This window comes from Arcobacter sp. LA11 (assembly GCF_001895145.1).
Taxonomy (GTDB): Bacteria; Campylobacterota; Campylobacteria; order Campylobacterales; family Arcobacteraceae; genus Halarcobacter.
The window spans coordinates 17,970-44,525 of the sequence record NZ_BDIR01000016.1 but is presented as its reverse complement, the minus strand read 5'-3'; the positions used below and the strand labels follow the sequence as shown (position 1 = coordinate 44,525).

The following is a 26,556-nucleotide window of genomic DNA, read 5'->3' as shown; positions in this document are numbered from 1 at the left end:
TTAATGAATCAGAAGCACTTGCATTACTTAGATTTGTATTTAAATTTGAAGCTGTATCACTTGACACGGTTGCTGTCACTATCCCACTTGTATTTCCTAGGATTCCATTTACATTTGTTGCGCTTATTGCTCCTGTTATTGTTACTGCTTCATTCCCATCTAACACTCCACCTGTTAAGGCTGTATTTACTTCTGCGAAATCTGCTGCATCTTCTGTTAATGTTGTAACTCCTCCATCTGTTAGGTTATCTATTACTGTTGATATTCCATTAAACACTGAGGCATCTACTGAAGCTGTATTTATTGTTGCTGTATATACATTATTCCCATTTGCATCTGTTAGTGTTGCTAATGTTGTTGCATCTGTTTCAGTTATATCTGTTGTTACTACTCCTGTTGTTGCACCATCTATTGTATTTGTATTTGCTACACTGATACTTCCGCCTGTTATTGTTACATTTGCATTTGCTACTATTGCTAAGGCATCACTTATCTCTGTTGTTAAGCCTACTGTATTATATGCTTCTGTTATTGTTGCTACTGATGTTGTTGTGAAGTTATCTACTAAAGCATTTAAATCTACTAAATCACTCGCATCTACGCTTGTATCGTTTGTTGTAAATGTTATTACATCATTTACATCTACATTCCCTATCGCTCCTAGTGTGCTTGTTACTGCTCCTGTTGTTATTGTTGCTGTTACTGCTCCACTAGTTGCTCCTGCTATACTATTTACATCACTTGCACTTATAGCTCCTCCAGTAATCTCAGCAGTTTCATTGCCATCTAACAATCCTAAAGCATTACTAACTACTGTTCCTACATTTGCAGTACTAAATACTTCTGTTAAACCAATTATTGAACTATAATCTGATACATCTACTTTTGCATTAAGAGCAACTAAATCAGAAGCATCAACACCTGTTGTATCATTTGTTGTAAATGTTATATTATCACTTGTATTTACATTTGTAATTGCAGCTAAAGTACTTGTTACTGCTCCTGTTGTTATTGTAGCTGTTACTGCTCCATTTATTGCAGCTGCTACATCATCTACATCTGAGGCATCAACATTTGCATCACTTAAAGTAACATTACCATCACCACTTAAAACTGCTGTCTTCCCATTTAGTTTATTAAATGTAGTTGTTAGTGTTGCTCCTGTATCTACAGTTATATTTGAATCACCAAAATCTCCACTAAATGTAGAGTTTGCAGTAAATTGAATAGTTTCATTAGAAGCTGTATCTAAAGCTAATACTGCACTAAAATCAGTTGAACTATCAGAGCTTACTTCTACAACAGCACTTCCTGCTCCATTTACAACAACTGTTCCACTTGTTACTTGTGCTTCAGTTAAAGTTACAGTTCCACTTGTAACTTGAATTTCATCAATTATATTGTTTGTTCCATTTATATCATGTCCAGTTAAATCAACACTATTATTTACTATTAAATTAACTGTTCCTGTACCGTTTTTTGTAATTCCATCAAAATCATGATCAATAGGTGTAGATGTTGCGACAATATTAAGAATACCTGTTGTATTTGTGTTTATTGTTAAAGTCTCATCATCTAAATTAATTGCACTTATTGTTGCAGTATTTCCATCTGCTACTGAGATATCTTCAAAGTTTAATAAAGTAATACCTGATAAATCAACTGTACCAGATAATGATAAACTATCAGTTCCTGCACCTGCATCAAGAATAGTTACATTAGTTGTTCCTGTATAGTTGAATGTATCATCACCACTTCCAGTAACAATATGTTCAACATTTGTTAATGTATCTGTTTGTCCTACACTTGTAACTGTTATAGGATTTGTATTATCAATAGTAACTGTTGCAGCTGTTCCTAACCCTGTATAATCAACTTTATCAGTTGCATCTAAACCATCAAATTCTATTCCATCTATTGAGTCATTATTTAATGTATCAGTTTGATTTGAACCAATAAAATCTTCAATATTTTCAAATACATCATTACCATCACCAGAAACATTACCACTACCGCTTCCTGTAATATTAATAGTTACAGAATCAGTTGTACCACTATAACTTAAGGTATCATCTCCAGTACCACCAACAATAGAGTTAAATTCTGCATCACCTTCAATAATATTAGTTCCATTACCCATTCTAATATGCTCAAAAGTTGTAATAGTATCAGTACCATCTCCTGTTGCTGTTTGTGCTCTTAAGTTTACATTGATAGAAGTTGCTGCACCAGAATCACTCGTAGAATAATCTAACCAATCTGTCCCTACACCACCATCAAGAGTATCATCACCACTACCACCTGAGATAGTATCATCATTTGCACCACCTAAGATAGTATCATCTCCTGCATTTCCAACTAACGTATCATTACTAGCTCTACCTTCAAATACATTATTTTGGTCATTACCTATAATTGTGTCAGCTTGTGCCGTTGCAATTATTCCTTCAACTGTAATTAATCTATCAGTATCACCATCTGCTATAATATCAGTTCCGGCTGCATCTAAAGTAATATCAATAGTTTCAGCAATAGTACTATAATCAACAATATCTATTCCCGTATCACCAGTAATTGTATCATCACCAGCTGTTGTGATAAAGGTATCATCACCACTATCTCCAAATAATGAATCATCACCAGCTCCACCATCAATATAGTCATTATCAGCTCCACCATTTATAGTATCAACTCCATCCATACCATAAAGTGTATCATTATCTATTCCACCATTAATACTATTAGCACCACTATTTCCATAAATAGTGTCACTTAAATTACTTCCTATTACATTTTCTATACTACTTAAAGTATCATTTCCTTCCCCAGTAGCTGTGTTTGCTGATATTCCACCTTGTGCAATAGTTGCAATATTTACTTTTTCTCCAACAATTGAGTCTTCAAAAGTAATTGTATCTATTCCTAGGCCACCAATTAAATTATCATCTCCTAGTCCACCATTTAAAGTATCATTATCATCTCCACCATCAAGATAATCATCATCATCTCCACCAATTAATGTATCATCATCAGCTTCACCTAATAAACTATCCTCACCTTTGTAACCATATAAAGTATCATCACCCGCTCCACCCCATAAAGTATTTCCATTTAGTGCATCATTTTTACCTTGAATTACATCATTTTGGGCACTTCCTTTTACATTTTCAATATTGTAAATTACATCATTTGAAGCTGAAGCTTGACCATTAATTTGATAATCTGCAGTATTTAAAGAGTTTATATCTATATCAACACCATTTAGAGTAGTAATAGTACTAAAGTCTAATAAATCTTCATCACCATCTCCACCATCTATATAATCATTTGCATGTGAAGCATATACTGTATCATTTCCATCACCCATTAAAAGAGTATTTATTTCATCATTTCCTACAACTGTATCACTATTATCTGTTCCAGTAACATGTTCGATATTTGTTATTGTTTCTGTATTATCATACATATCTCTAGCATTGTTAGAAGTAGATGTTAAGTCAACCCAAATACCATTTGCATTTGCATCTGTTCCTTGGAATAATAGTCTATCACCAATACTATGAGTACCTCCATCAATAGTATCAACCCCTACTGAATTATAAACTATATCATCATCAGCACCAGCACTTATACTATCATTTCCATCTCCATCATAAATGGTATCATTATCAATTCCGCCGATTAATCTATCATCTCCATCTCCACCATAAATAGTATCGTCGTTCTCTCCACCATCTATGTAGTCATCTCCGGCTTCACCATATAATGTATCATTTCCATTTTGACCATAGATTGTATCTGCACTATTCTCACCATCAACTGTTCCTGATCCATCTATATCTTCAGCATTTCCACCATAAACTATATCTGCTCCAGTTCCAGCATAGATAGTATCAGAACCGCCTCTACCCCAAACGGTATCATTACCTTCAACTGAATTTATAACATTTGCATTATCATCAAATTTAATCGTATCATTGTAATTATCCCCAGTAAAATTTTCTACAGAATTTATATAATCTGTTGCACCTCTACCATCATTTGTAACTATATAAAAGTCAGCTGTAACATCAGTTGTTCCATCTAAATTAGAATCAACATCAATTGAAAGTGTATTTTCTGCATCAAAAACAATTGCTTGATTAGTTCCTACCCAACTTCTATAATCTACTGTATCAGTTCCTATTCCACCTAAAATAGTGTCATTTCCTGTTGCTGCATAAGCTATGTCGTTTCCTGCACCTAAATCATAAATATCATCTCCACTATAACCTACTGCTCTATCATCTCCACCATATAAAATCATAGAATTTGCATTATTATTAGCTAAAAAATATCTACCATTTGTTGCACCAGTACCTGTTACTGCTTCATTTACATCTAAAATATTATCAATATTTGTTAAAGTTGTACCTCTGTTGTATCCTGATTGATTTGTAAGAGAGATACTAGAATCTAGTTTCTGATTACTAATCCAGTCTGTTCCTGTACCACCATCTAAATCATCATCACCTAAAGATATAAATAGTGTATCATCTCCTGTACCTGAAGAAATACTATTATATGATGAACTTCCACCTATTGTATCGTCATAATTAGAACCAATTACATATTCAACATTTGAAACTTGATCTTGTCCACTAAAACCATCTTCAACAACTTCTACACTATTTGTAGTAGCAGTTCTTGTATCATCAACTGCATCTAAATGAACTATAATACCTTGTCCTGCATCTTCAAATGTAACTGTATCAGTTCCACCATTACCATCAATAGTATCATTTCCTGCTTGTCCATTTATAAGGTCATTTCCAGTTCCTGCTTCAATTACATCATTACCAATACCTGCATTGATAGTATCTCTACCACCACTACTTAGGAATGTATCATTATAGTTTCCACCATTATCAGTTCCATTATATCCTGTAATAATATCTTTTAAATTTGAACCAGTAATTGTTTCAATATGATCTAATAAAATATCTGTTCCATCAACATCTGCTTCAACAGTTCCTGTTCCATCACCAAGAGTTACAGTTACTCCATAATCAGCTGATGCAGAATAAGAAAGATGATCAGAATCTGCTCCACCTGTTATAGTGTCATTTCCTTTATCAAAAATAAAGGAATCATTTCCTGCTCCACCATCTAAAGTGTCATTTCCTAGACCACCAGTTAGAGTATCATTATCAGCTTGACCATTGATAATATCATTATTATCTCCACCATCAATAGTATCATTTCCTGCTCCACCTAAAAGTGAATCTGTACCCTCTCTACCTTCAATAATATCATTTCCATCTAAACCATTTAAAGTATTGCTAAATGCATCTCCATATAAAGTATCATTTCCTCTAGTACCAATTACAACTTCAATTCCAGATATTATATCTACTACTGGTGTTCCACCATTTTCAAAACCATCATTTATTGCACTTCCTGTACCTAAATCAACCGTAACTGCATTTCCATCATCATCAGTATTTCCAGTACTTCCGTCAGTATCAATATTACTATAATCTAAAGTATCAATACCTTCTCCACCTATAATATGATCAACACCTTTTGAAGCATAAAAAGTATCATCACCTTTATATCCATCTAAAGTATTAACTTGAGTATAACTACTATTTTCACCTATAAGGATATCGTTATTTGCTCCACCCTTAACATTTTCAATATCAATTAAATTATCAAAAATATTTGAGTCACTAGAATCTTGTACTTCTTTTGCAGTGTCATTTAAATCAATTGTAAGCTGTGTTCCATCTGCAAGAGTGATATAACTATAATCTGCCCAATCAGCATCACCATCATCAGCTAAATTATCTCCACCATAAATAGTATCTCCATCAAGACCACCTAAGATAGTGTCATCTCCACCTTGACCATAAATAGTATCAGCACCACCAGCACCTAAAATAGTATCAGAATTTCCACCCGCAAAAATAGTATTTACTTCACTATTTCCTATTAAAATATCATTCCCATTATCTGAACCAATAATATTTTGAATATCATAAAGTCTATCATTTCCTATTCCATCACCATTTGCAGCTTGTGTTCCAAAGTTTTTAACTTCTTCATTACTAATTGTATAAGAACCAGTTGTTGATAAGTTTACTTCAACTCCACTTGTTGATTGAGAATAGTCTACAACATCATTAAAGCCATCATTTAAAGCTGGATTTTCTGCTCCACCATAAATTGTATCTGCTCCTAATCCACCTCTAAAGCTATCTGCACCATCTCCACCAACTAAAGTATCATTTCCACTATTACCAAATAATGAGTCAATACCAGCCAAACCTTCAAGTTTATTATCTTCGCTATCTCCAATAATTGTATCTGATAAATCACTTCCAACTATATTTTCTATTTGATCAATATACTCTGTATTTCCAAATCTATCATTTACAACTCTTGAAGCTGCAGCTGCAGATAAATCAACTGTAACTCCTACTGTTGCATCAACATTCGCATAATCAAATCTTAATGTATCACTTCCATCACCACCAATAATCGTATTTTGATTGTGATCTCCTGTTATTTCATCATCTTTCTCTGTACCAACTACATGTTCTATATTTACAATAAAATCTTCCGTACCATTTGATGTTGCTTTACCACTTGAACCATCAGCTGTCGTATCATTTGTATCTAAGTCTAATACTAATGCATCATTATTATCAGTTAAATCTGAAAAATCAACTGTATCGTCATCTGCACCACCATCTAAATAATCAGCTCCAGCACCACCTCTTAAAGTATCATCACCAGCTCCACCAATTAATGTATTTGTACCATCTGCACCATAAATAGTATCATTGTGATTTGTACCTATAATATTTTCAATACCATCAATAAACTCTCTATTTCCAAATCCATCATTTTGAACTCTATATGTAGAAGTATCATTATCAGTTTGTACTTTGGTCATATCAATATCAATACCAGCAGTAGGACTTCCTAAACTATAATCAGCAGTATCTTCATCAGCTCCACCGATTAATCTATCAGCCCCATCAAGTCCGACTAAAGAGTCATTTCCTCTCCCACCTTCTAAAGTATTTGATAAACTATTACCACTTATCGTATCGTTATTATCAGAGCCTACTACATTTTCAATATTTGTAATCGTATCATTACCATAACTTGTATGTACTAACTGAGCACTTGTATCTGATAAATCAATATCTATACCACTACCTGTTAAAGTTAAAGTACTATAATCTAAAGTATCACTACCATCGTTTCCACCTGATGTATCACCATCAATATGGTCATCTCCAGCCCCAGCAATAATATAATCATCACCAGCTCCACCTTCTACGAAGTCTGCACCTGCACCTTCTGAAATAGTATCATCACCTGCAAGGCCAAGAAGAGTATTATCGTTTGAATCACCAATAATTGTATCACCTGTTGCAAGATCAGAACCCGTGATATTTTCAATGCTTGATAAATTATCAATATCTGTTACACCTATATCAACTCTTTTATTTACTAAATTTGCTTCAATAGCAGATGTTGCATTTGTATAATCAGCTGTATCACTTCCAGCCCCACCAAATAATCTATCACTTCCAACACCACCATCTAAAGTATCATCTCCATATCCACCATAAAGTGAATCATTTCCAGCATCACCAAATAAAGTATCATTTGCTCCTGCTACATCAGTACTAGCTTCATCATCACCATAAATAATATCGGTATTATCTCCACCATGTAATTCATCAACTCCAAGTCCACCAATAATAGTATCTTCACCCTCTTCACCTGAAATAATATCAGCACCATCATTTCCTGATAAGATATTATTATTTGAATCTCCAGTTATATTATCAGCTTGGTCTGTACCTATTACATTTTCAATATCTGTCACAATATGAGTTTGTGCATTTATTGTTACAATACTTGTATTTGTAGTATCTAAATCTATTGTAACACCATGCGTTGCTACAGCTGAATAATCAACAGTATCACCAGCTGTTGTATTTGAGCCACCATCAATTTCATCACCTGTAAAATCAGTACCTTTAAAAATATCATTATCAGCTCCACCAAATAAAGAGTCTGCATCTGCACCACCAGTAATCTCATCATCACCAGCTCCACCATCAATATAATCAGCTCCACCATTTCCAGAAATAGTATCATCACCATCCATACCTAATAGAGTATTAACTGAAGTATCACCTGTGATAGTATCATCATTTGTTGAACCCGTTACATGTTCTATATTTCTAATGTGGTCATCATTATCACCACTTACTGCTACAGTTGTTAAAGTTGAACCATTTAGTGTTACATTTATTGAATTATTTCTAGAACTATAATCAATCATATCACCATTTGTATGTCCAGCTCCATCAATTACATTTGTAACTCCACTTGCTGTAATAAATGTATCATCAAAATTTGAACCAAGAACATTTTCTATACTACTTAAAGTATCAGTTCCTGCTGTTTCAGTTGCTGTACCATTTTCTAAATCAACAGTAACTCCTGATGTTGCATAATCATATCTTACTTCATCAATTCCAGCTCCACCACTTAGGCTATTATCTCCTGCATCGCCTGTGAAAGTATCATTATTTGAAGTACCTACTACATTTTCAATATTTGTAATTAAATCTTGGTTAACCCCATTTATAGTTACTGTAGTTTGTGTTGAACCATTTAATGTTACAACAACTCCATCAGTTCCAGGAGTTCCTGTTGTAATAGCTGAGTAATCAATAGTATCACTATCTGCATTTCCATCAATTACATCTAATCCATCATTTGCACTTAAGAAGAATGTATCATCACCTGTTCCACCTGTTAAATTATCAGCAGCTGCATCTCCATAGATTTTATCATCACCTGTTCCACCATCTATTGAGTCGGAATCATTTCCTCCATGAAGTTCATCATCATCAGCTCCACCTAATAGTGTATCAGCCCCTGCAAGTCCATATAACGTATCATCACCAGCAAGTCCACTTAATGTATTTACTTCACTATTACCAGTAATAGTATCAGAGTAAACATCTGTGTTAGAACCAATAACATTTTCTATACCATATAAAGAATCATTTCCTTGGTCAGCTGATGTTGCAGTTCCTTGTGCATTTCCTTCACCTAAAACAATTTCCATACCATTAAATGATTGAGAATAATCAACAGTATCTGTTCCATCATCAGCACTACTATCTCCACCATAAATAATATCATCATCTACATCTGATCTTTGGAAAGTAAATACATCATCTCCTGCATTACCAGACATACTATCAGCACCTAGACCACCTTTGATGTCATCATTATCAGCTCCACCAAAAATTGTATCATCACCAATTTCACCTAATAATGAATCTGCTCCCGCATCACCATAAAGGATATCTTTACCATCTCCACCAATAAGTCTATCTAGTCCATCTCCACCATAAATAGTATCATCACCTGTTTGACCATCTAAAGTATCATTACCACTTCCAACTAAATCATTTGCTTCATTTCCACCATAAAGTTTATCATTTCCACCTTGACCAAATACAGTATCATCTTCAGACATACCTATGATTTTATTTGCATTACTATCACCAGTAATATTATCAATTTCATTTGTAGCAATTATATTTTCAATACCTGTAAAAGTGTGATGATTTGTTGTAGCTCCTACAGTAACATTTACATCTGTTACTCCATCCATATTTATAGTAACACCTTGACCTAAACCTTGATAATCAATAGTGTCAAAACCTGTCTCACCATCTATATCATCACCTGCTGCTTGTGCTTCATTTGTCATAACAATAAGGTCATCGTTAGCACCAGCATTTATAATATCTGCTCCGCCATGACCATTTAATGTATCAGCACCATCACCACCATCTAAAATATTTACACTTGTATTTCCTGTGATAGTATCGTTATTTTGAGTACCTGTAATATTTTCTATACTATTTAAAGTATCTGTATAGATTGGACTTGAAAAGTCTCCTGATGATTCATCAACTAATACATTTGAACTAGAACTTAAATCAACAGATATTTTATTTCCTGTACTATTACTATAGTCCATAGTATCACTATCATTACCACCATTTATTTGGTCATTGTTTAAAGAACTGTAGAAAGTATCATTACCTGTACCACCAGTTAAAGTATTAACTTCACTATTACCTGTAATTTCATCTACAAAATCTGTACCTATAACATTTTGAATTTGACTTAATACATCACTATCTGAAGCATTTATAACACCAGTTCCTGCATCTAAATCTACTGTAACTCCTGTAGATGTTGAATAATCATATGAAACTGTATTTACTCCAGCTCCACCAATTATTCTATCATTTCCAGCTCCACCAGATAAAGTATCATCTCCTTGATTACCATCTAATGTATTTACTTCATTATCACCAAAGATAGTATCAGCACTTGTACTTCCTATTACATTTTCAATATTTTGAATTTGGTCATTACTATCACCAGTAATTGTTACATCAGTTAATGTTGAACCATTTAGAGTTACATCAATTGTAGTTGCTTTAGAACTATAATCAATAGTATCACCCTCTAAACCATTATCTCCACCATCAATAATATTTGTTTCACCTGATGCACTTACAAAACTATCACTTAAAGTTGAACCTACAATATTTTCTATACCAAATAGTGAATCTAAACCTTGATCAATACTTTTTCCATATCCAGTAGCACCAGAAACTACACTTTCTCCTGTTGTATCATCTAAATTTACAGTTACAGAAGATACAGCAGAGCTATAATCTATAGTGTCTGTTCCACTATCTGTATGTGTTGTACCATCAAAGTTTCCACCATAAATTACATCGTCAAAGTCTCCAGCACCACCTTTAAAGGTATCATTCCCCGCTCCACCTATAAGTGTATCAGCATCACTTCCACCATCTAAAATATCATTACCTGCTTGACCACTTAAAGTATTTACAGCTGTATCACCTGTAATAGTATCACTATTTTGTGTTCCTATTACATTTTCTACATTTATTATTTCATCAACTTTATCTGAACCTGTATATGTTCCACTATTATCAGAATCAACTGTAAGGTTTACAACATTTGAACCATTTAAAGATACATTTAATCCACCAGTTGAAACATCAGTATCTCCGTCAGTTAGTGAACTATAATCAATTGTATCTCTTCCTCTTGCACTTGAAGCTTCACTCCCTCCATCAATATAGTCATTTCCTGTAGAGACAATAAAGCTATCATCTCCTGCACCACCTTCTAAACTATTATCCACAGCATCTGAACCAGTAAGAGTATCATCACCTGTACCACCTACTAAGTTTTCTATATTTAGTAAAGTATCATTATCACTTCCAGTTACCGTTTGAGAAGCTGTAGTTTTAAGACTTACGGTTACATCTGTTGTATATTTTTCATATGAAACAGTATCATCTCCACCTGCACCATCAATTACATTTGGATTATCACCAGCTTTCATAATAATATTATCATCATGAGAAGAACCATCAATATTCTCTATATCAATTAAAGTATCACTATCTGTTCCATTAACAACAGCTGTTTCACTATCAAGATCAACATTTACTGAACTTCCCGCATATGTATAGATAGCTTTATCAATTCCAGCTCCACCATCAATAGTATCAATACCATCTCCACCTTGTAAAGTATCATTACCTGACATACCTTTTAAGGTATTTTTTTCATCGCTTCCAGTAATAACATCATTACCAGCAGTTCCTGTAATATTTTCTATATTTATTAAAGTATCTGTTGTTGTAACACCACTTGCATCTACAACAGTTGCTATACCATCAGTTGATAGATTAACTGTTACACTATCGCCTGATTGATCTAGTTTATCACTATAATCAACTGTATCACCATTTACTTCATCAGCATCTGTTTCTGTTCCTGAGTTTGTTCCACCATCAAATCTATTATTTACAGCTATATTTGCATAAAATTTATCATCAAAACTTGAACCAAGCACATTTTCAACTTCAGTTATCTTGTCAAGTCCTTGACCACCACCAATATTTTGTGAAGTTGAACCATCATTACCTAAATCAACAGTAACTCCTGATGTTGCTGATCTATAATCAACAGTATCTATACCTGCTCCACCATAAATTTCATCATCATTTTCATTACCAGCTAAAGTATCATCACCATAACCACCATATAATTTATCATTTCCAAGTCCACCACTTAAAGTATCACCTGAACCTGTAACTAATACATTTGCTTCATCATCACCATAAATAGTATCACTTCCTGTTCCACCATTTATAATATCAACTCCTGCATCACCAACTAATTTATCATCATTGGCATTACCTTCAATAGAGTCATCACCTAATCCACCGTAAACAGTGTCGTTTCCAGTTCCTGCATCAATAGTATCATTACCACTTAAAGCTAAGTTTGTAGAAGAGTCTCCATAGATGATATCTTTTTCAGAACCACCTTCAATATCGTCATCACCTTCACCACCTTCAATAGAGTCAAGTCCTGCTCCACCTATTAAAGAGTCATTATCAGCTCCTCCAAATAGTGTATCATTTCCATCCACACCATTTAAAGTATCATCCCCTGCATTTCCATATAAAGTATTATCTTCACTATCTCCTATGATAGTATCATTTACACTACCACCTGAAATATTTTCAATATTTAAAACTGTATCGTTTGCTAATCCACCACCAATTGTCACTACACTTGGAGTTGAACCATTTAAAGTAACACTTACTGTTTGATTTATAGTGCTATAGTCTAAAGTATCATTTCCATCATTTCCATCAATTCTATTTGATACTGCACTATTTGTTTGGAAGGTATCATTACCTGTACCACCCTTAACATTTTCTATATTTGTTAAAATATCATTATCACCAGTAGCAACAGCTCCTGCACCCATATTTATAGTTAAGTCATCTGTATAATCTTCATAACTAACTGTATCTGTACCACTACCACCATCTATCTCATTTTCAACACCAGCTAATGAACCAGCACTTGATTTTAAAATTATTGTATCATTATCATTTGTACCTGTAACATTTTCAAATCCAATTAATGTATCACTATCACTTGCATTTACAATACCAGTACCATTTACTAAGTCAACAGTTACACCCGTAGCACTATATGAATAATCAACTCTATCATCATTTCCACTACTTGCATCTAAATAGTCATTTCCTAAACCACCAGCAATTGTATCATCACCTGCTAATCCTAATAAAGTATTATCTTCACCATCTCCAGTTATTGTATCATCACCTGCTGTTGCAGTGATATTTTCAATATCATCTAAACCATCTGTTACAGTTGCAACTCCATCATTTGTAATAGCAACTGTTCCTGCATTCATATCTACAATAATTTTATCATTTGCATCAGTTAAACCATTTGCATAATTATAATAATCAACTGTATCACCTACTGTTTGTTCATTCCCACCATAAAAAGTATTTGCATTATTTATATCACTATGGAAAGTATCATCATAATCAGAACCTAAAGCATTTTCTATATCAACTAATGTATCAGTACCAAGTCCAGCACCAACACTTACAGAACTACCTGACATATCAACAGTAACAGCAGATGTTGCATCAGAATAATCAACTGTATCTCCTACAGCTGTATTATTTCCACCATGGATATAATCATCTCCAGTTCCACCTTTTAAAGTATCATCTCCATCTTCACCATATAAAGAGTCATCTCCAGCTTTACCATCAACAATATCATTTCCATCTTGCCCAAAAATTGTATTTTGCTCACTATTACCTGTAATTGTATCAATACCTTGTGAAGCAATTACATTTTCAATATTTTTAATATTGTCAGCATCTCCACCACCAGCTATTGTAATTTGATTTGTATTTCCTGTTTCAGCTAAAGTAAGTGTTATCTCATTTCCTACACCTAATACACTATAGTCAACTGTATCACTATCAATTCCACCATCAATAGTATCAACTCCATCATTTACTCCAGTTGCAATGAATGTATCATTTCCAGCTTCACCTTGAAGGTCATCATCTCCATTTAATCCAGTAAGAGTATCATTTCCAGCACCAGCTTTAAGAATATTTACATCATTTGAACCAACAATAGTATCATTTCCTGCTCCACCAATTACATTTTCAAAATCACTTAAAGTATCACTATCAGTAGTATCTCCTGAAACATCAACTACACCTGTTCCAGCATTTAAGTTTACACTTACCTCATCAGCACTTCCTACATATGCATAAGATACTGTATCTATATGAGAATCACTTCCACTGCTTAATCCATAACCACTTAAATCATCAGCACCTAATCCACCAGAAATAGTATCACTTCCAGCTCCACCATATAAAGTATTTGCATCATCATTACCATCAATTGTATCACCATATGTAGAACCAATAACTTTTTCTACATCAATAAGATTATCAATTCCACCATCACCATCTTGTGATACCTCAGCATTTACAATACTCATATCTACAACTACTTTAGCACCAGCACTTGTATAATCTACAGTATCAATACCTGTTCCACCTATTAAAGTATCATTTCCTCCTGCACCATATAAAGTATCAGCACCTACACTACCATCTAGAGTATTATCATTACTATCACCTGTTATAATATCATTTGCACTTGAACCTATAACATTTTCAATATTTTTAATTGTATCATTTGCATAATCAGTGATTTGTACAGTTGTATCAGTAGAGCCATTTAAAGTTACATTAATAGATTTTGAAATTGCTGAGTAATCAACAGTATCTCCATTAGTTTCATCTAATGTCCCACCATCAATAATATCTGCACCATCATCTCCATCTTCTAGTATTTTATCTCCATTAGCATCTAGTCCAGCTTTAAAGATATCATCACCTTCTCCACCTTCTAAATAATCAATTCCACCATCACCAACTATTGTATCATCACCATTTAAGGCAATTATTGTATTTGTTGAAGCATTTCCACCTATATAATCATCTTGATTAGTTGCAGTTATATTTTCTATATCTTTTAGATAATCATCACCTATATTATCAAGTTTAGCTTGTGCAAATCCATTTACATCTACATCTCTAAGATTTAAATCAAGTTTTCCAGTTTCTGATGAGAAAACTACACTATCTCCTACAGAGTCTTGAGCTCCACCATCTAAATAGTCAATACCAGCTCCACCTGCAAGTGTATCATCTCCTGCTCCTCCAAATAATGAGTCATCTCCATCTTCACCTTCTAAAATATCATTATTCGCATCACCATAAATAGTATCTTCATCTATTCCACCTTTGATAGTATCATTGCCAGCTCCACCATATAGTAAGTCTTTTCCAACTTCACCATCTAAAGTATCATCACCTAAACCACCTTCAAGTCTATTATCTTCATTATCACCAGTAATATTATCATTTCCAGCTCCACCAATTACATTTTCAACACTTTGTAAAGTATCACTAGCAACTCCACTTATAGTTACTGTTCTTGCTGATGCTCCTGCTAAATCTACTGTTATATCTCTTGAAGTATTTGTTATATCACTATAATCAGCAGTATCAACATCAAGTCCACCAACTACTGTATCTATACCATTATTTGCTTCATCTGTTCCTAGTTTAAATAAATTCTGACCTAAACCACCTTCAAGTCTATCATCACCTAATCCACTATATAAAGTATCATCTCCATCTCCACCTAAAAGAGTATTGCCACTATCTCCAGCAATTAAAATATCATCATTTGTAGAGCCTTCTGCAATTTTAAAGTTTAAGATTGTATCTTGTTCATCATCTGCATCTGTATTATTTCCACTTCCGTCAAAAGTAAAACCATCACTATCTAAATCAGTAATTGCAGTATTATTTTTTAAATCAATTCTAACTGAGTTTGAAATACTTTCATAAGTAAGTTTATTTCCTAGGTTTTCACCTTGACCATCTAAATAATCTGCTCCTAATCCACCATCAATAGTATCATCACCATCTCCACCTAAAAGAGTATTAACAGCATTGTTACCAGTTAAAGTATCACTTACAGAAGAACCTATAATATTTTCTATATTTCTTACAGTATGATCATTTACACTTGCTATCTTAACATCAGAAGTAATTCCACCATCTAATAAAGTTACATCTATACTTGAACTTACATTACTATAATCAACTGTATCACCTGTACTATTATGTGAACCACCATCAATTATATCACCAGTAGTTTCTCCATCTTTTTGAATAATAGTATCATTTCCTGCACCACCTAGTAGTGAATCAATTCCTCCTGCACCATCTAAAGTATCATCCCCACCTTTACCTTCAAGTTTATTAGAGTTTGCATCACCAATTATAGTATCATCATTTGAACTACCTATAATATTTTCTATACCACTTATAGTATCACTATCTAAAGATGTTGTTCCATTAAAGACTTCTGCACTTGGAGTATCTAAGTTAACTTCAACATGATACGCTGAATTTATTGCACTATAATCTATTGTATCTGTATTACCATCACCATTTATAACATCATTATTACCATCTACATCTAATGAAGTTATAGTAAATACATCATTACCACTACCACCGTTTAACTCATCAGTACCATCTCCACCAGATAAAGTATCATTTCCTTGTCCTGCATCTATAGTATTATTACTTGCATCACCAGTTAAAATATCATTTTTATTTGAACCTATTATATTTTCAAAACCACTAATAGTATCCGTACCATCATTTATAGTATCTACAACTCCTAATTTTAAATCAACTGTTACACCTGAACTATCAGAAGAGTCTGCTCCTGCATATGATAAAGTATCAATTCCAGCACCAGCATTTAAAGTATTATCTCCTGAATCACCTTCAATAGTATCATTACCTGTTGTACCTATAATATTTTGAATATCTGTAAATTGATCAGTATCAGCTCCTACCTTACCTGTTCCAGCTCTTAAAGAGGCATCTACAGCAGACTCTAAAGCATATGAAACTGTATTTTCTCCAGTACCACCTATTAAACTATCACTTCCTGCACCACCTAAAAGTAAATCATCACCTATACCACCATTAATAGTATTTGCACTTGAATCACCTATTAAAGTATCGTCATTTGCTGAACCTATAATATTTTCAAAATTTGATAAAGTATCAGTACCATCTGTATTACTTGTTCCACTTTGTGCAGCTATATTTTCATTTGTAGCATCAAAATCTATATCACTATTTATTAAAGAACCTAAGTTAACAGTAACTGATGAAGTTGTATTTGCATAAGATATAGTATCATCTGTTCCAATATGTCCATCTAGAATATTATCGGCACTATCACCTTGAATAGTATCATTTCCTGTAGAACCTATAATATTTTCTATATTTGATAACTGGTGATCATCAACACTACTCCCAACTGTAACATTCCCTAAACCAGTATCATTTAAATTAACTGTTACTCCAGAAGAAATAGAACTATAATCAACTGTATCACTACCTCTTGAAGAATCAGCTTCACTTCCTCCATAGATTAAGTCACCTGCAGTATCATTTAAAACAGCTGTTTGAACAAAAGTATCCGCACCTGTATTACCATATATTGTATCTGCACCTGCATCACCTTGAAGAGTATCATTTCCTTCTCCACCTTCAAGTCTATCTGCACCTGCACCACCTGCAAGAGAATCATTTCCTGATTCACCTTTAAATGTATTTATTCCAGCATCACCAACAATAATATCATGGTCTTGAGAACCTATTACATTTTCGACATCAACTAATGTATCCTCTTCTTCTCCTGGTGTATGAACTTTTAATCCATCATCATTAGTATCTATAAAAGCAGTTCCATCACCATCTACTAAAGTTAAATCAATACCATCTGTTCTATCACTATAATCTACTGTATCAGTATCATTTCCACCATTTAAAAGGTCATTGCCTGTTCCACCTATTAAAGTATCATCTCCATCTTCACCATATAATGAATCATCTCCACCTTTTCCATCAATAGTATCATTTCCATCTCCACCATATAAAGTATTACTAGAATCATTTCCATTTATAACATCATCACCAGCAGAGGCAACTAAATTTTCTATATTTGTAAGGGTATCTGTACCTGTTGATTTAGTAACTAAAATAGAGTTGTCAGCTTGAACATTAACAGTAATTCCTGATTGAGAAGTATAATCAACTGTATCACCTGTAGTATGAGCTCCACCATCAATAGTATCACTCCCACCACTTGCAAAAATAGTATCATCACCTGATATTGAGTTTATTGTATTATCTGAAGCATTACCAGTAATAGAGTCATTACCTGTACCACCTTCAATATTTTCTATATTTTTGATGATTAAATCATCAGCCCCACCATTGATATCTTGTGCACCAGTATTTGATAAATCTACTTTAATACCACTACTTGCAGCTGCATAATTGAAACTTACAAAATCTTCTGTACCATCTCCACCATCTAAATAGTCAACTCCGCCAGTTGTTCCTAAGCCATATAGAGTATCATTTCCTTCTCCACCGATTAATGTATTTTGTCCAGTAGTTCCTCTTAGAGTATCATCAAAATCACCACCTATTGCACCTTCAATTGAAATAAATGTATCAGAACCAAGCCCTGCTCCAATATTTACAAGACCTGAAGCTCCTAAATCTATATTTACTGATGCATTTGCATCAGAAAAATCTGCGGTATCATTATCAGCTCCACCATTTAAGATATCATTACCTGCTCCACCTTTTAGAGTATCATCTCCTGCATCACCATATAGTTCATCATTATTGGCTCCACCAACTAATGTATCATTATCAGCTCCACCACTAATATAATCTTCACCTGCTCCACCATTTAATATATCATTACCATTTCTTCCATCAAGTGTATTATTTGAACTATTTCCAGTAATATCATCGATATCATCAGTTCCAATTACATTTTCAATATTTTCAATTTTGTGATTAGTTACATCAGAACCTACTTTTACAAAAACTGAACTTGTATTAGAATCATTTAAATTAAGAGTAACTCCATCTGTTAAATTATGATAATCAATAGTATCACCTACTGTTGTATTTGTTCCTCCATCTATTTCATCACCAGTGAATTCACTATCAACAATAGTATCATCACCCTCTTCACCAAAAATATAATCTACTTCACTTCCACCAGATAGAGTGTCATCATCATCTCCACCTTTTAAAGTATCAATTCCAGCGCCACCAATTAATGTATCATCACCAGTAAATCCATTTAATACATTTGCATTAGCATCACCAGTTATCTCATCATCAACTTGTGAACCTCTTATATTTTCAATTTCAAATAGACTATCTGTTTCACCTGAAACTCCTACTGTTGTAGTTCCAGAACCAGAATTTAAAGTTAGTGTTACACTCTCATTTCTACTACTATAATCAACTGTATCACCAGCTGTTAAATTATTACCACCTCTTAGTTCATCATTACCCGTTCCACCTATTAAGGTATCATCTCCATTCTCACCATATAAAGTGTCATCTCCTGCACTACCATCTAAAGTATCACTAGAATCTCCACCTTTAAATATATCTTTTGAAGCTCCACCGGTCATAGTATCTAAGAAGTCTGTTCCTTGAATCTCTTCTATATTTTGTAAAGTATCTGTAAATCCTGTATTTTTATTTACACTATTTCCACCTGTTACAATTATTCTAGTTGATGCATTTGAATAGTCAGCTATATCTGTATCATTTGATGTTGCATCTACTCCACCATCTATAGTGTCATTTCCTGAACTTGAGAAAAATCTATCACTACCTTCACTTCCATTTAATGTATTATCTGAATTTGAACCAGTGATAGTATCATCTAAAGCCGTTCCTATAAGATTTTCAATATTCAAAATAGTATCATTGTCACCTGTTGTAATCTCCTGAGAAGCAGAGTTTCCTAAATCAACAGTAATTGCATTTGTAGTATAATTAGAATAATCAATTGTATCTATTCCATTTTTACCATCAATTATATTAGAAGTAGTTCCACTTGCCATAATAAAAGTATCATTATTTTTACTTCCTGAAGCATTTTCTATATTTATTAAAGTATCAGTATCACTTGAATCATTTGCACTGTTTGAAGTAAAATCAACACTTACACTATCATTTCCACTATCTAAATATAAATAATCAACTGTATCGCTACCTGAACCACCATTTAGTGTATCTATACCTTCATTACCTATTAAAGTATCATCTCCTGTTTGTCCGTATACTGTATCATTTCCAGAACCACCACTAAGAGTATCCGCAGTATCTATATCCGCAGTATCTATACTTGTTAAGTCATTTCCATTTTGTGCACCATAAATAGTATCATCCCCAGAACCACCATTTATAATATCAGCTCCACCCATACCTTCAAATACGTTTGAAACATTATCATCAGTATCACCAATAATAGTATCATCATTTTTTGAAGCTCTAAGATTTTCAATATCTTTTAATACATCAACTTGTGTCCCATTATAATTTACTTCTCCAAATAAACTTCCAGAATCTGTACCAGCATTAAAATCAGCTCCAATTCCAAGACTATTAGTAATATTAGAATAATCAGCTGTATCTCCTAGAACATTATTTGTTCCACCATCTAAGTAATTATTACCTGAACCACCACTTAGTAAGTCATCTCCTGCACCACCAAATAATGTATTTGAAGAATCATTACCTATAAAAGTATCATCACCATCTCCACCTTGAAGATTTTCTACATTTTTTATTTGAACATTTCCAGCAGCACCACCATCTTGATAATTAAAAACTGAATTATCACTATCATTAAAGATATGTCCATCTCCAGAATTAGTAGTATAGTTTAAACCTAAATTTAATGTTACATTTCCAGTCTCACCATCATAGCTTACAAAATCTTCATCTCCTGCACCACCATCTAAGTAATCATATGTATCAGGAGTAGTTAAAGAATCTGTTCCATTTCCTAATAAAGTATCATTTCCTATACCACCAACTAAAGAGTTAGCATCCTCTGTACCTTTTAATGTATCATCATAGTCTCCACCAATAGCACCTTCTATATCAATAAATGTATCCGTACCAAGACCAGCTCCAATAGCAACTGATCCGGTATCACTTAAATCAATATTTACACCAGCATTTGCATCTGAGAAGTCAGCTGTATCAATATCAGCTCCTCCATTTAAAATATCATTACCTATTCCACCTTTTAAGATATCATTTCCCGTACCACCAAGTAATGTATCATCGCCATCATTACCTACTAATGAGTCAGCACCTAAAGCACCTTCTAAAGTATTATTTAAAGAATTTCCTTCAATAATGTCATCATTTTTAGAACCAAGTACATTTTCGATATTAACTAAAGTATCACTTCCAACTTCTGTTCCTGCACCTAAATCTGTAGCGCTATTACTTGATAAATCAACATTAATACCTGTACTTCCAGTTAAGTAAGAATAATCTGCTTTATCACCTATTCCTGCAGTATTATCTCCACCATCAAAGTAATCATCACCTTCACCACCTTGTACAGTGTCATCTCCATCATTTGTGAAAAATGTATTATCATTACTATCACCAGTTACTGTATCATCGCCACTACCTGTTATAATATTTTCTACTTCTTGAATAAAGTCATTATCTGTTCCATTTATCTTTACTCTAGTTTGATTAACTCCATCAAGTGTAACTACTATATTATTTGATTCTACACTATAATCAACAGTATCACTATCAGCTCCACCATAAATAGTATCTATTCCATCACCAACAGAAGATATAAAAGAGTCATTTCCTGCATCTCCATAAAGAGTATCACTTCCTAATCCACCATCAATAGAGTCATCTCCCGCTCCACCTCTTAGGATATTATCATTTGCATCACCTATTAAAGTATCATTACCACTTCCACCAATAACTTCTTCTATATCAATAATAGTATCCGTTGTAGTTGTTCCACCATCAGTTTTAATTACAGTTTGAGCTGTCATATCTACATTAACAGAAATACCTGATAAAGTAGAGTAATCAACAGTATCTATAGCTACAAAATCATTCTTTTGAGTTAAATTTACAGGAGTATTTACAGTTTGTTCAGAATCAACATATATATATGTTCCATCTGTACCTATTGTTCCTAGTTCTAGTATATTTGAAGCATTTTGAGAATTAAATTCAGCAATGATATTACTTATCTGTTCACTTGCATTTGCTCCAGTAGCAGATATTAAAACTCCACCTACAATAAAAGATATTGTACCATTAGAAGTTATAGTAAATCTATGATGATCAGAATCTTTTCCTCCATTTAAAGTATCACTTCCGGCACTTCCAAAAAGTTTATCTGAACCAATACTACCATTTATAGTATTATCCTCATTGCTACCTGTTAGAGTATCATCTCCATATCCACCATAAATATCTTCAACATTTGTAACTACAAGTTTTCCAACACCACTATTTTGTTCACTACTATTTGATAAGTCAATTTCCAGCTTGTCAGATGTAAAACCAAAACTGATTAAATCTTTGTCTGCTCCACCATCAATAGTATCAACTCCACCTGAACCATCAGTTACTCCATATCCACTTAAAGTGTCATCTCCACTTCCACCAACAATATTATTTGCGCCATCAGTACCAATTAGTGTATCATCTCCACTTCCACCAATAACTCCTTCAATTGAGTTAAAAGAATCAGTTCCTTGTCCTGGTGCAACTTGCGTTGGAGTTAAAGATTTTAAATCAACATTTAAATCTTGTGTAACATCACTATAATCAACTGTATCAACTCCAGTACCACCTATAAAAGAGTCATCTCCAGCTCCACCTTTTAAAGTATCATCACCACCTGCTCCATCAAGCGTATTATCTTCTGCATTACCACTTAATATATCATCAAAGCCAGATCCTACAATATTTTCAATATTTACTATAGTATCAAAGCCTTCTGTTCCACTAATATTTTGTTGTCCAGTATTACTTAAATCAACAGTTACTCCTGAAATAATAGTAGCAGAATAATCAACAGTATCATTTCCTTGTGAACTATCAGCTTCTATACCTCCATCAATATAATCATTTCCACCTGCTCCATATAATGTATCATCACCTTCTTGACCTTTTAATGTGTTATCTAGTGAATCACCTTTTATAGTATCATTTACAGTTGAACCTATAACATTTTCGATATTAAATAACGAATCTTTATCTATTAAATTTTCCTGAAGTTTTGCTTCTTGATTAGCTTTTAATTCTACATTTATACTATTTGATCTCGAACTATAATCAACTGTATCACTACCAGCTCTTCCTTCATATATATCATTTCCATTACTAGCTATTAATAAATCATCACCTAAACCTGCATCAATACTGTTATCTTGACTATTTCCACCTAATGTATCTGCAAAATTTGAACCTGTTATATTCTCTATATCTTTTATAGTATCTTGTTCTGAACCAATTGAAGCTGTTGCAGTTAAACCTATTTCTGCAAGAGTTAAGTTAACTGCGGTGCTTGCATCAGAGTAATCAACTTCATCGATATCAGCTCCACCATCTAAGAAGTCATTTCCTTCTCTTCCTACTAAAGTATCGTTTCCATCTAATCCATAAAGAGTATTCGCACTTAAATTACCCTTGATAATATCATTATTATTACTTCCTTCAACATTTTCTATATTTCTTATTATTAAACTTCCAAAACCACTATCTTGTGAAGAGGTAACTGCTAAATCCAATGTAATTGCATTTGGACTATCAATAAAACTTAATAAATCATCACTTCCACTTCCACCATCGATATAATCATTTCCTAAACCAGAAACTCCACCTGTAGTTATAGTATCATTCCCAGCCCCACCAATAATTGAGTTTGCAATTGAATCACCATCTAAAGTATCGTCAAAAGTAGTACCTATTAAGTTTTCAATATCAATAAGAACATCATCTCCCGCATTTACTGTATCTTGCGAAACATTTTGAGTTTTTAGACTTACTTCAACTCCACCAGTTGTAATATCATTATAATTTGCAGTATCTGAATCTTCTCCACCATTTATAGTATCATCACCAAGTCCACCTAATAATGTATCATCGTCTAAACCACCTAGTAATGTATCATCACCAAGCCCACCAGAAATAGTATCATCATCTTCTCTACCGTCTAATACATTATTTTCATCATTACCTGTTATTTCATCTTTGTGATCTGAACCAATTACATTTTCAATATTATAAAGTCTGTCAGTACCCTCTGCACCTCTTGCCCTATTTATGGATAAGTCAATCTCTTCTGAAGAACTAGCATTTGAGAAATCTACTGTATCAACCCCCTCTCCACCATCAATTGTATCATTACCCGTTAATCCAACAATATAATCATCACCATCTAATGCATTTATAATATTTGATGAACCATTTCCGGTGATAGTATCATTAAAGTTTGACCCTATTACATTTTCAAAATCATATAAAGTATCATTTCCATCTATACCTGAAGCACTTCCCTTACTTGGATTATTTACATCATCTTCTAAATTTACAGTTACTCCAGCTGTTGTTGAACTTGTAGCATTTTTATAACTTACAGTATCATTTCCAGAGTCACCTTTTAATAAGTCATCACCAAGTCCACCTTCTAATGTATCTGATGAAGCACCACCTTCTAATGTATCATCTCCTGCATTACCAAATAATGTATCTACTCCATCTTCACCTTTTAAAATATTTACTGATGAATCTCCTGTTAAAGTATCATTGTCTTGAGTACCAATAATATCTTCAATTCCAGAAACTGTATCATTTCCATCTCCCGTTACTATTCCAGAAGTAAGATTTGCATCAACACCTATATTATTTAAATTATCAATCGAAGAAAAATCTAATGTATCTCTATCTCCATCGCCACCATCAACTATGTCATCACCAAGTCCAGAAGTGATAGTATCATTACCTGCATTACCATAAATTGTATCATTCTCTACACCTGTAGTAACAGTATCATTAGATATTCCTCCATTAATAGTATTTGAAACAGTTTCAGAACCATAAATAATATTATCATTTATATTACTTGTAATAACAAATCCCGTTTCAACAACTTGTCCTTGTCCATTTACAAAAGAATCAAATAAATATTCATCAGGGTCATTAATATTACTTATCTCTTTTACATTTGCCCCATAACTTTTTTCATAAGTTAAAAAAGTGGTAACAGGAGTTTCAATTGTTGCTAAATTCTCAGGAGAAACATTTTCTAGACTAAAAATTGATTCTACCGCAATATTTACTTCAAAGTTAGGATTAGATTGAACTCTATTTAGAGAAAAAGTAACTTCTATCCCTCCTGTTGAGTTAAGTTGAAAACCATCAATTTCTGAGGTATTTGGATCATCTTTTTGTATAACCCAAGTACTTCCAACAACTGTTCCATAAGCAGCAACAAAACCATCTATTGCACTACTACTACTTAAAGTAATTTTTTCTAACGCAAACCCCTCTGGTTGAGAGGGATTAATCACTATCGTTCTTGAAATAGTATCTGAACCAAAGAATGTATTATTATCAGCGTTTATGACAACACTATTTGCTGTAGTACTAGTAATATTTGAATAATCAATTACTTCTGCATCAGTTTGTTTAATAATTGATGCTCTATCAGCTGTAGTATTTGTATCAGGATAAATATTATCATAAGAAGTACCTCCTCCTCCTTCAACAGTAAGAGTTGTAGTTTCCCCTGTATTATCGCTAAGACTTAAATGCTGAACATCAATATCAAAAGTAAGAGTAGGAGTTGCTCCTTCAGTTACAGATTCTTCTGTTTTTGAATTGCTATCAGGAGCATCATCTCTACTCTTAAAAGGACTTTCTTCTACTAGTTCAGGGATTTCGATAGGTGGTTGTTCAAACTCTGCTGGAGATTCATCATCTTCTGGATTTTCATCCGCTGCAACTTCAACTTCTTGTATTATTATTTGAGGAGTAGATTGAGGATTATTTTCTGTTGAATCTCCTTCTTCATTTTCACGAGCAGTATTATCAGGAATATTTATTTCTACACTTGAAACTAAAGAATCAATTGGCAATGCATTGATTTCTTCAACTTCAGATAAAATATCACCTAAAGTCATCTGTTTTCCAGAATTAGTTAAAAATCTTGGAGGAGTATCGTTATATCCCATTAAAGCCATTGATACAAAAGTAAAAGTACCATAGTTAGGGATATCAATTACAATATCACCGCCAACTAATTGATATTCTAACTCTTCTAAATCAACACCTGGTATTTTAAAATCTACTAAATCTCCAGGTCTTACATATACAGAAATATTCTCATCAGCTTGTGGTTTATCAATTAACTTTACAGTTTTATTTTGATACTTTACATATTTATTATCAGTTGCCATAATAATTTCCTCTTAATAATACTTAATTAAAATTATTATAGCTAAAATAGAAGTAGTTTAAAAGCAAGTATATTTATTCTTTTATATTTATTATGTTT

The 26,556-nt window shown here is 33.2% G+C and carries 1 pseudogene; it reads right to left on the bottom strand.

What is annotated here, in order from left to right:
- Positions 1 to 26,458, bottom strand: a pseudogene (locus BT997_RS15600) (hypothetical protein); the annotation flags it as partial.
- Positions 26,459 to 26,556: the final 98 nt, after the last annotated feature.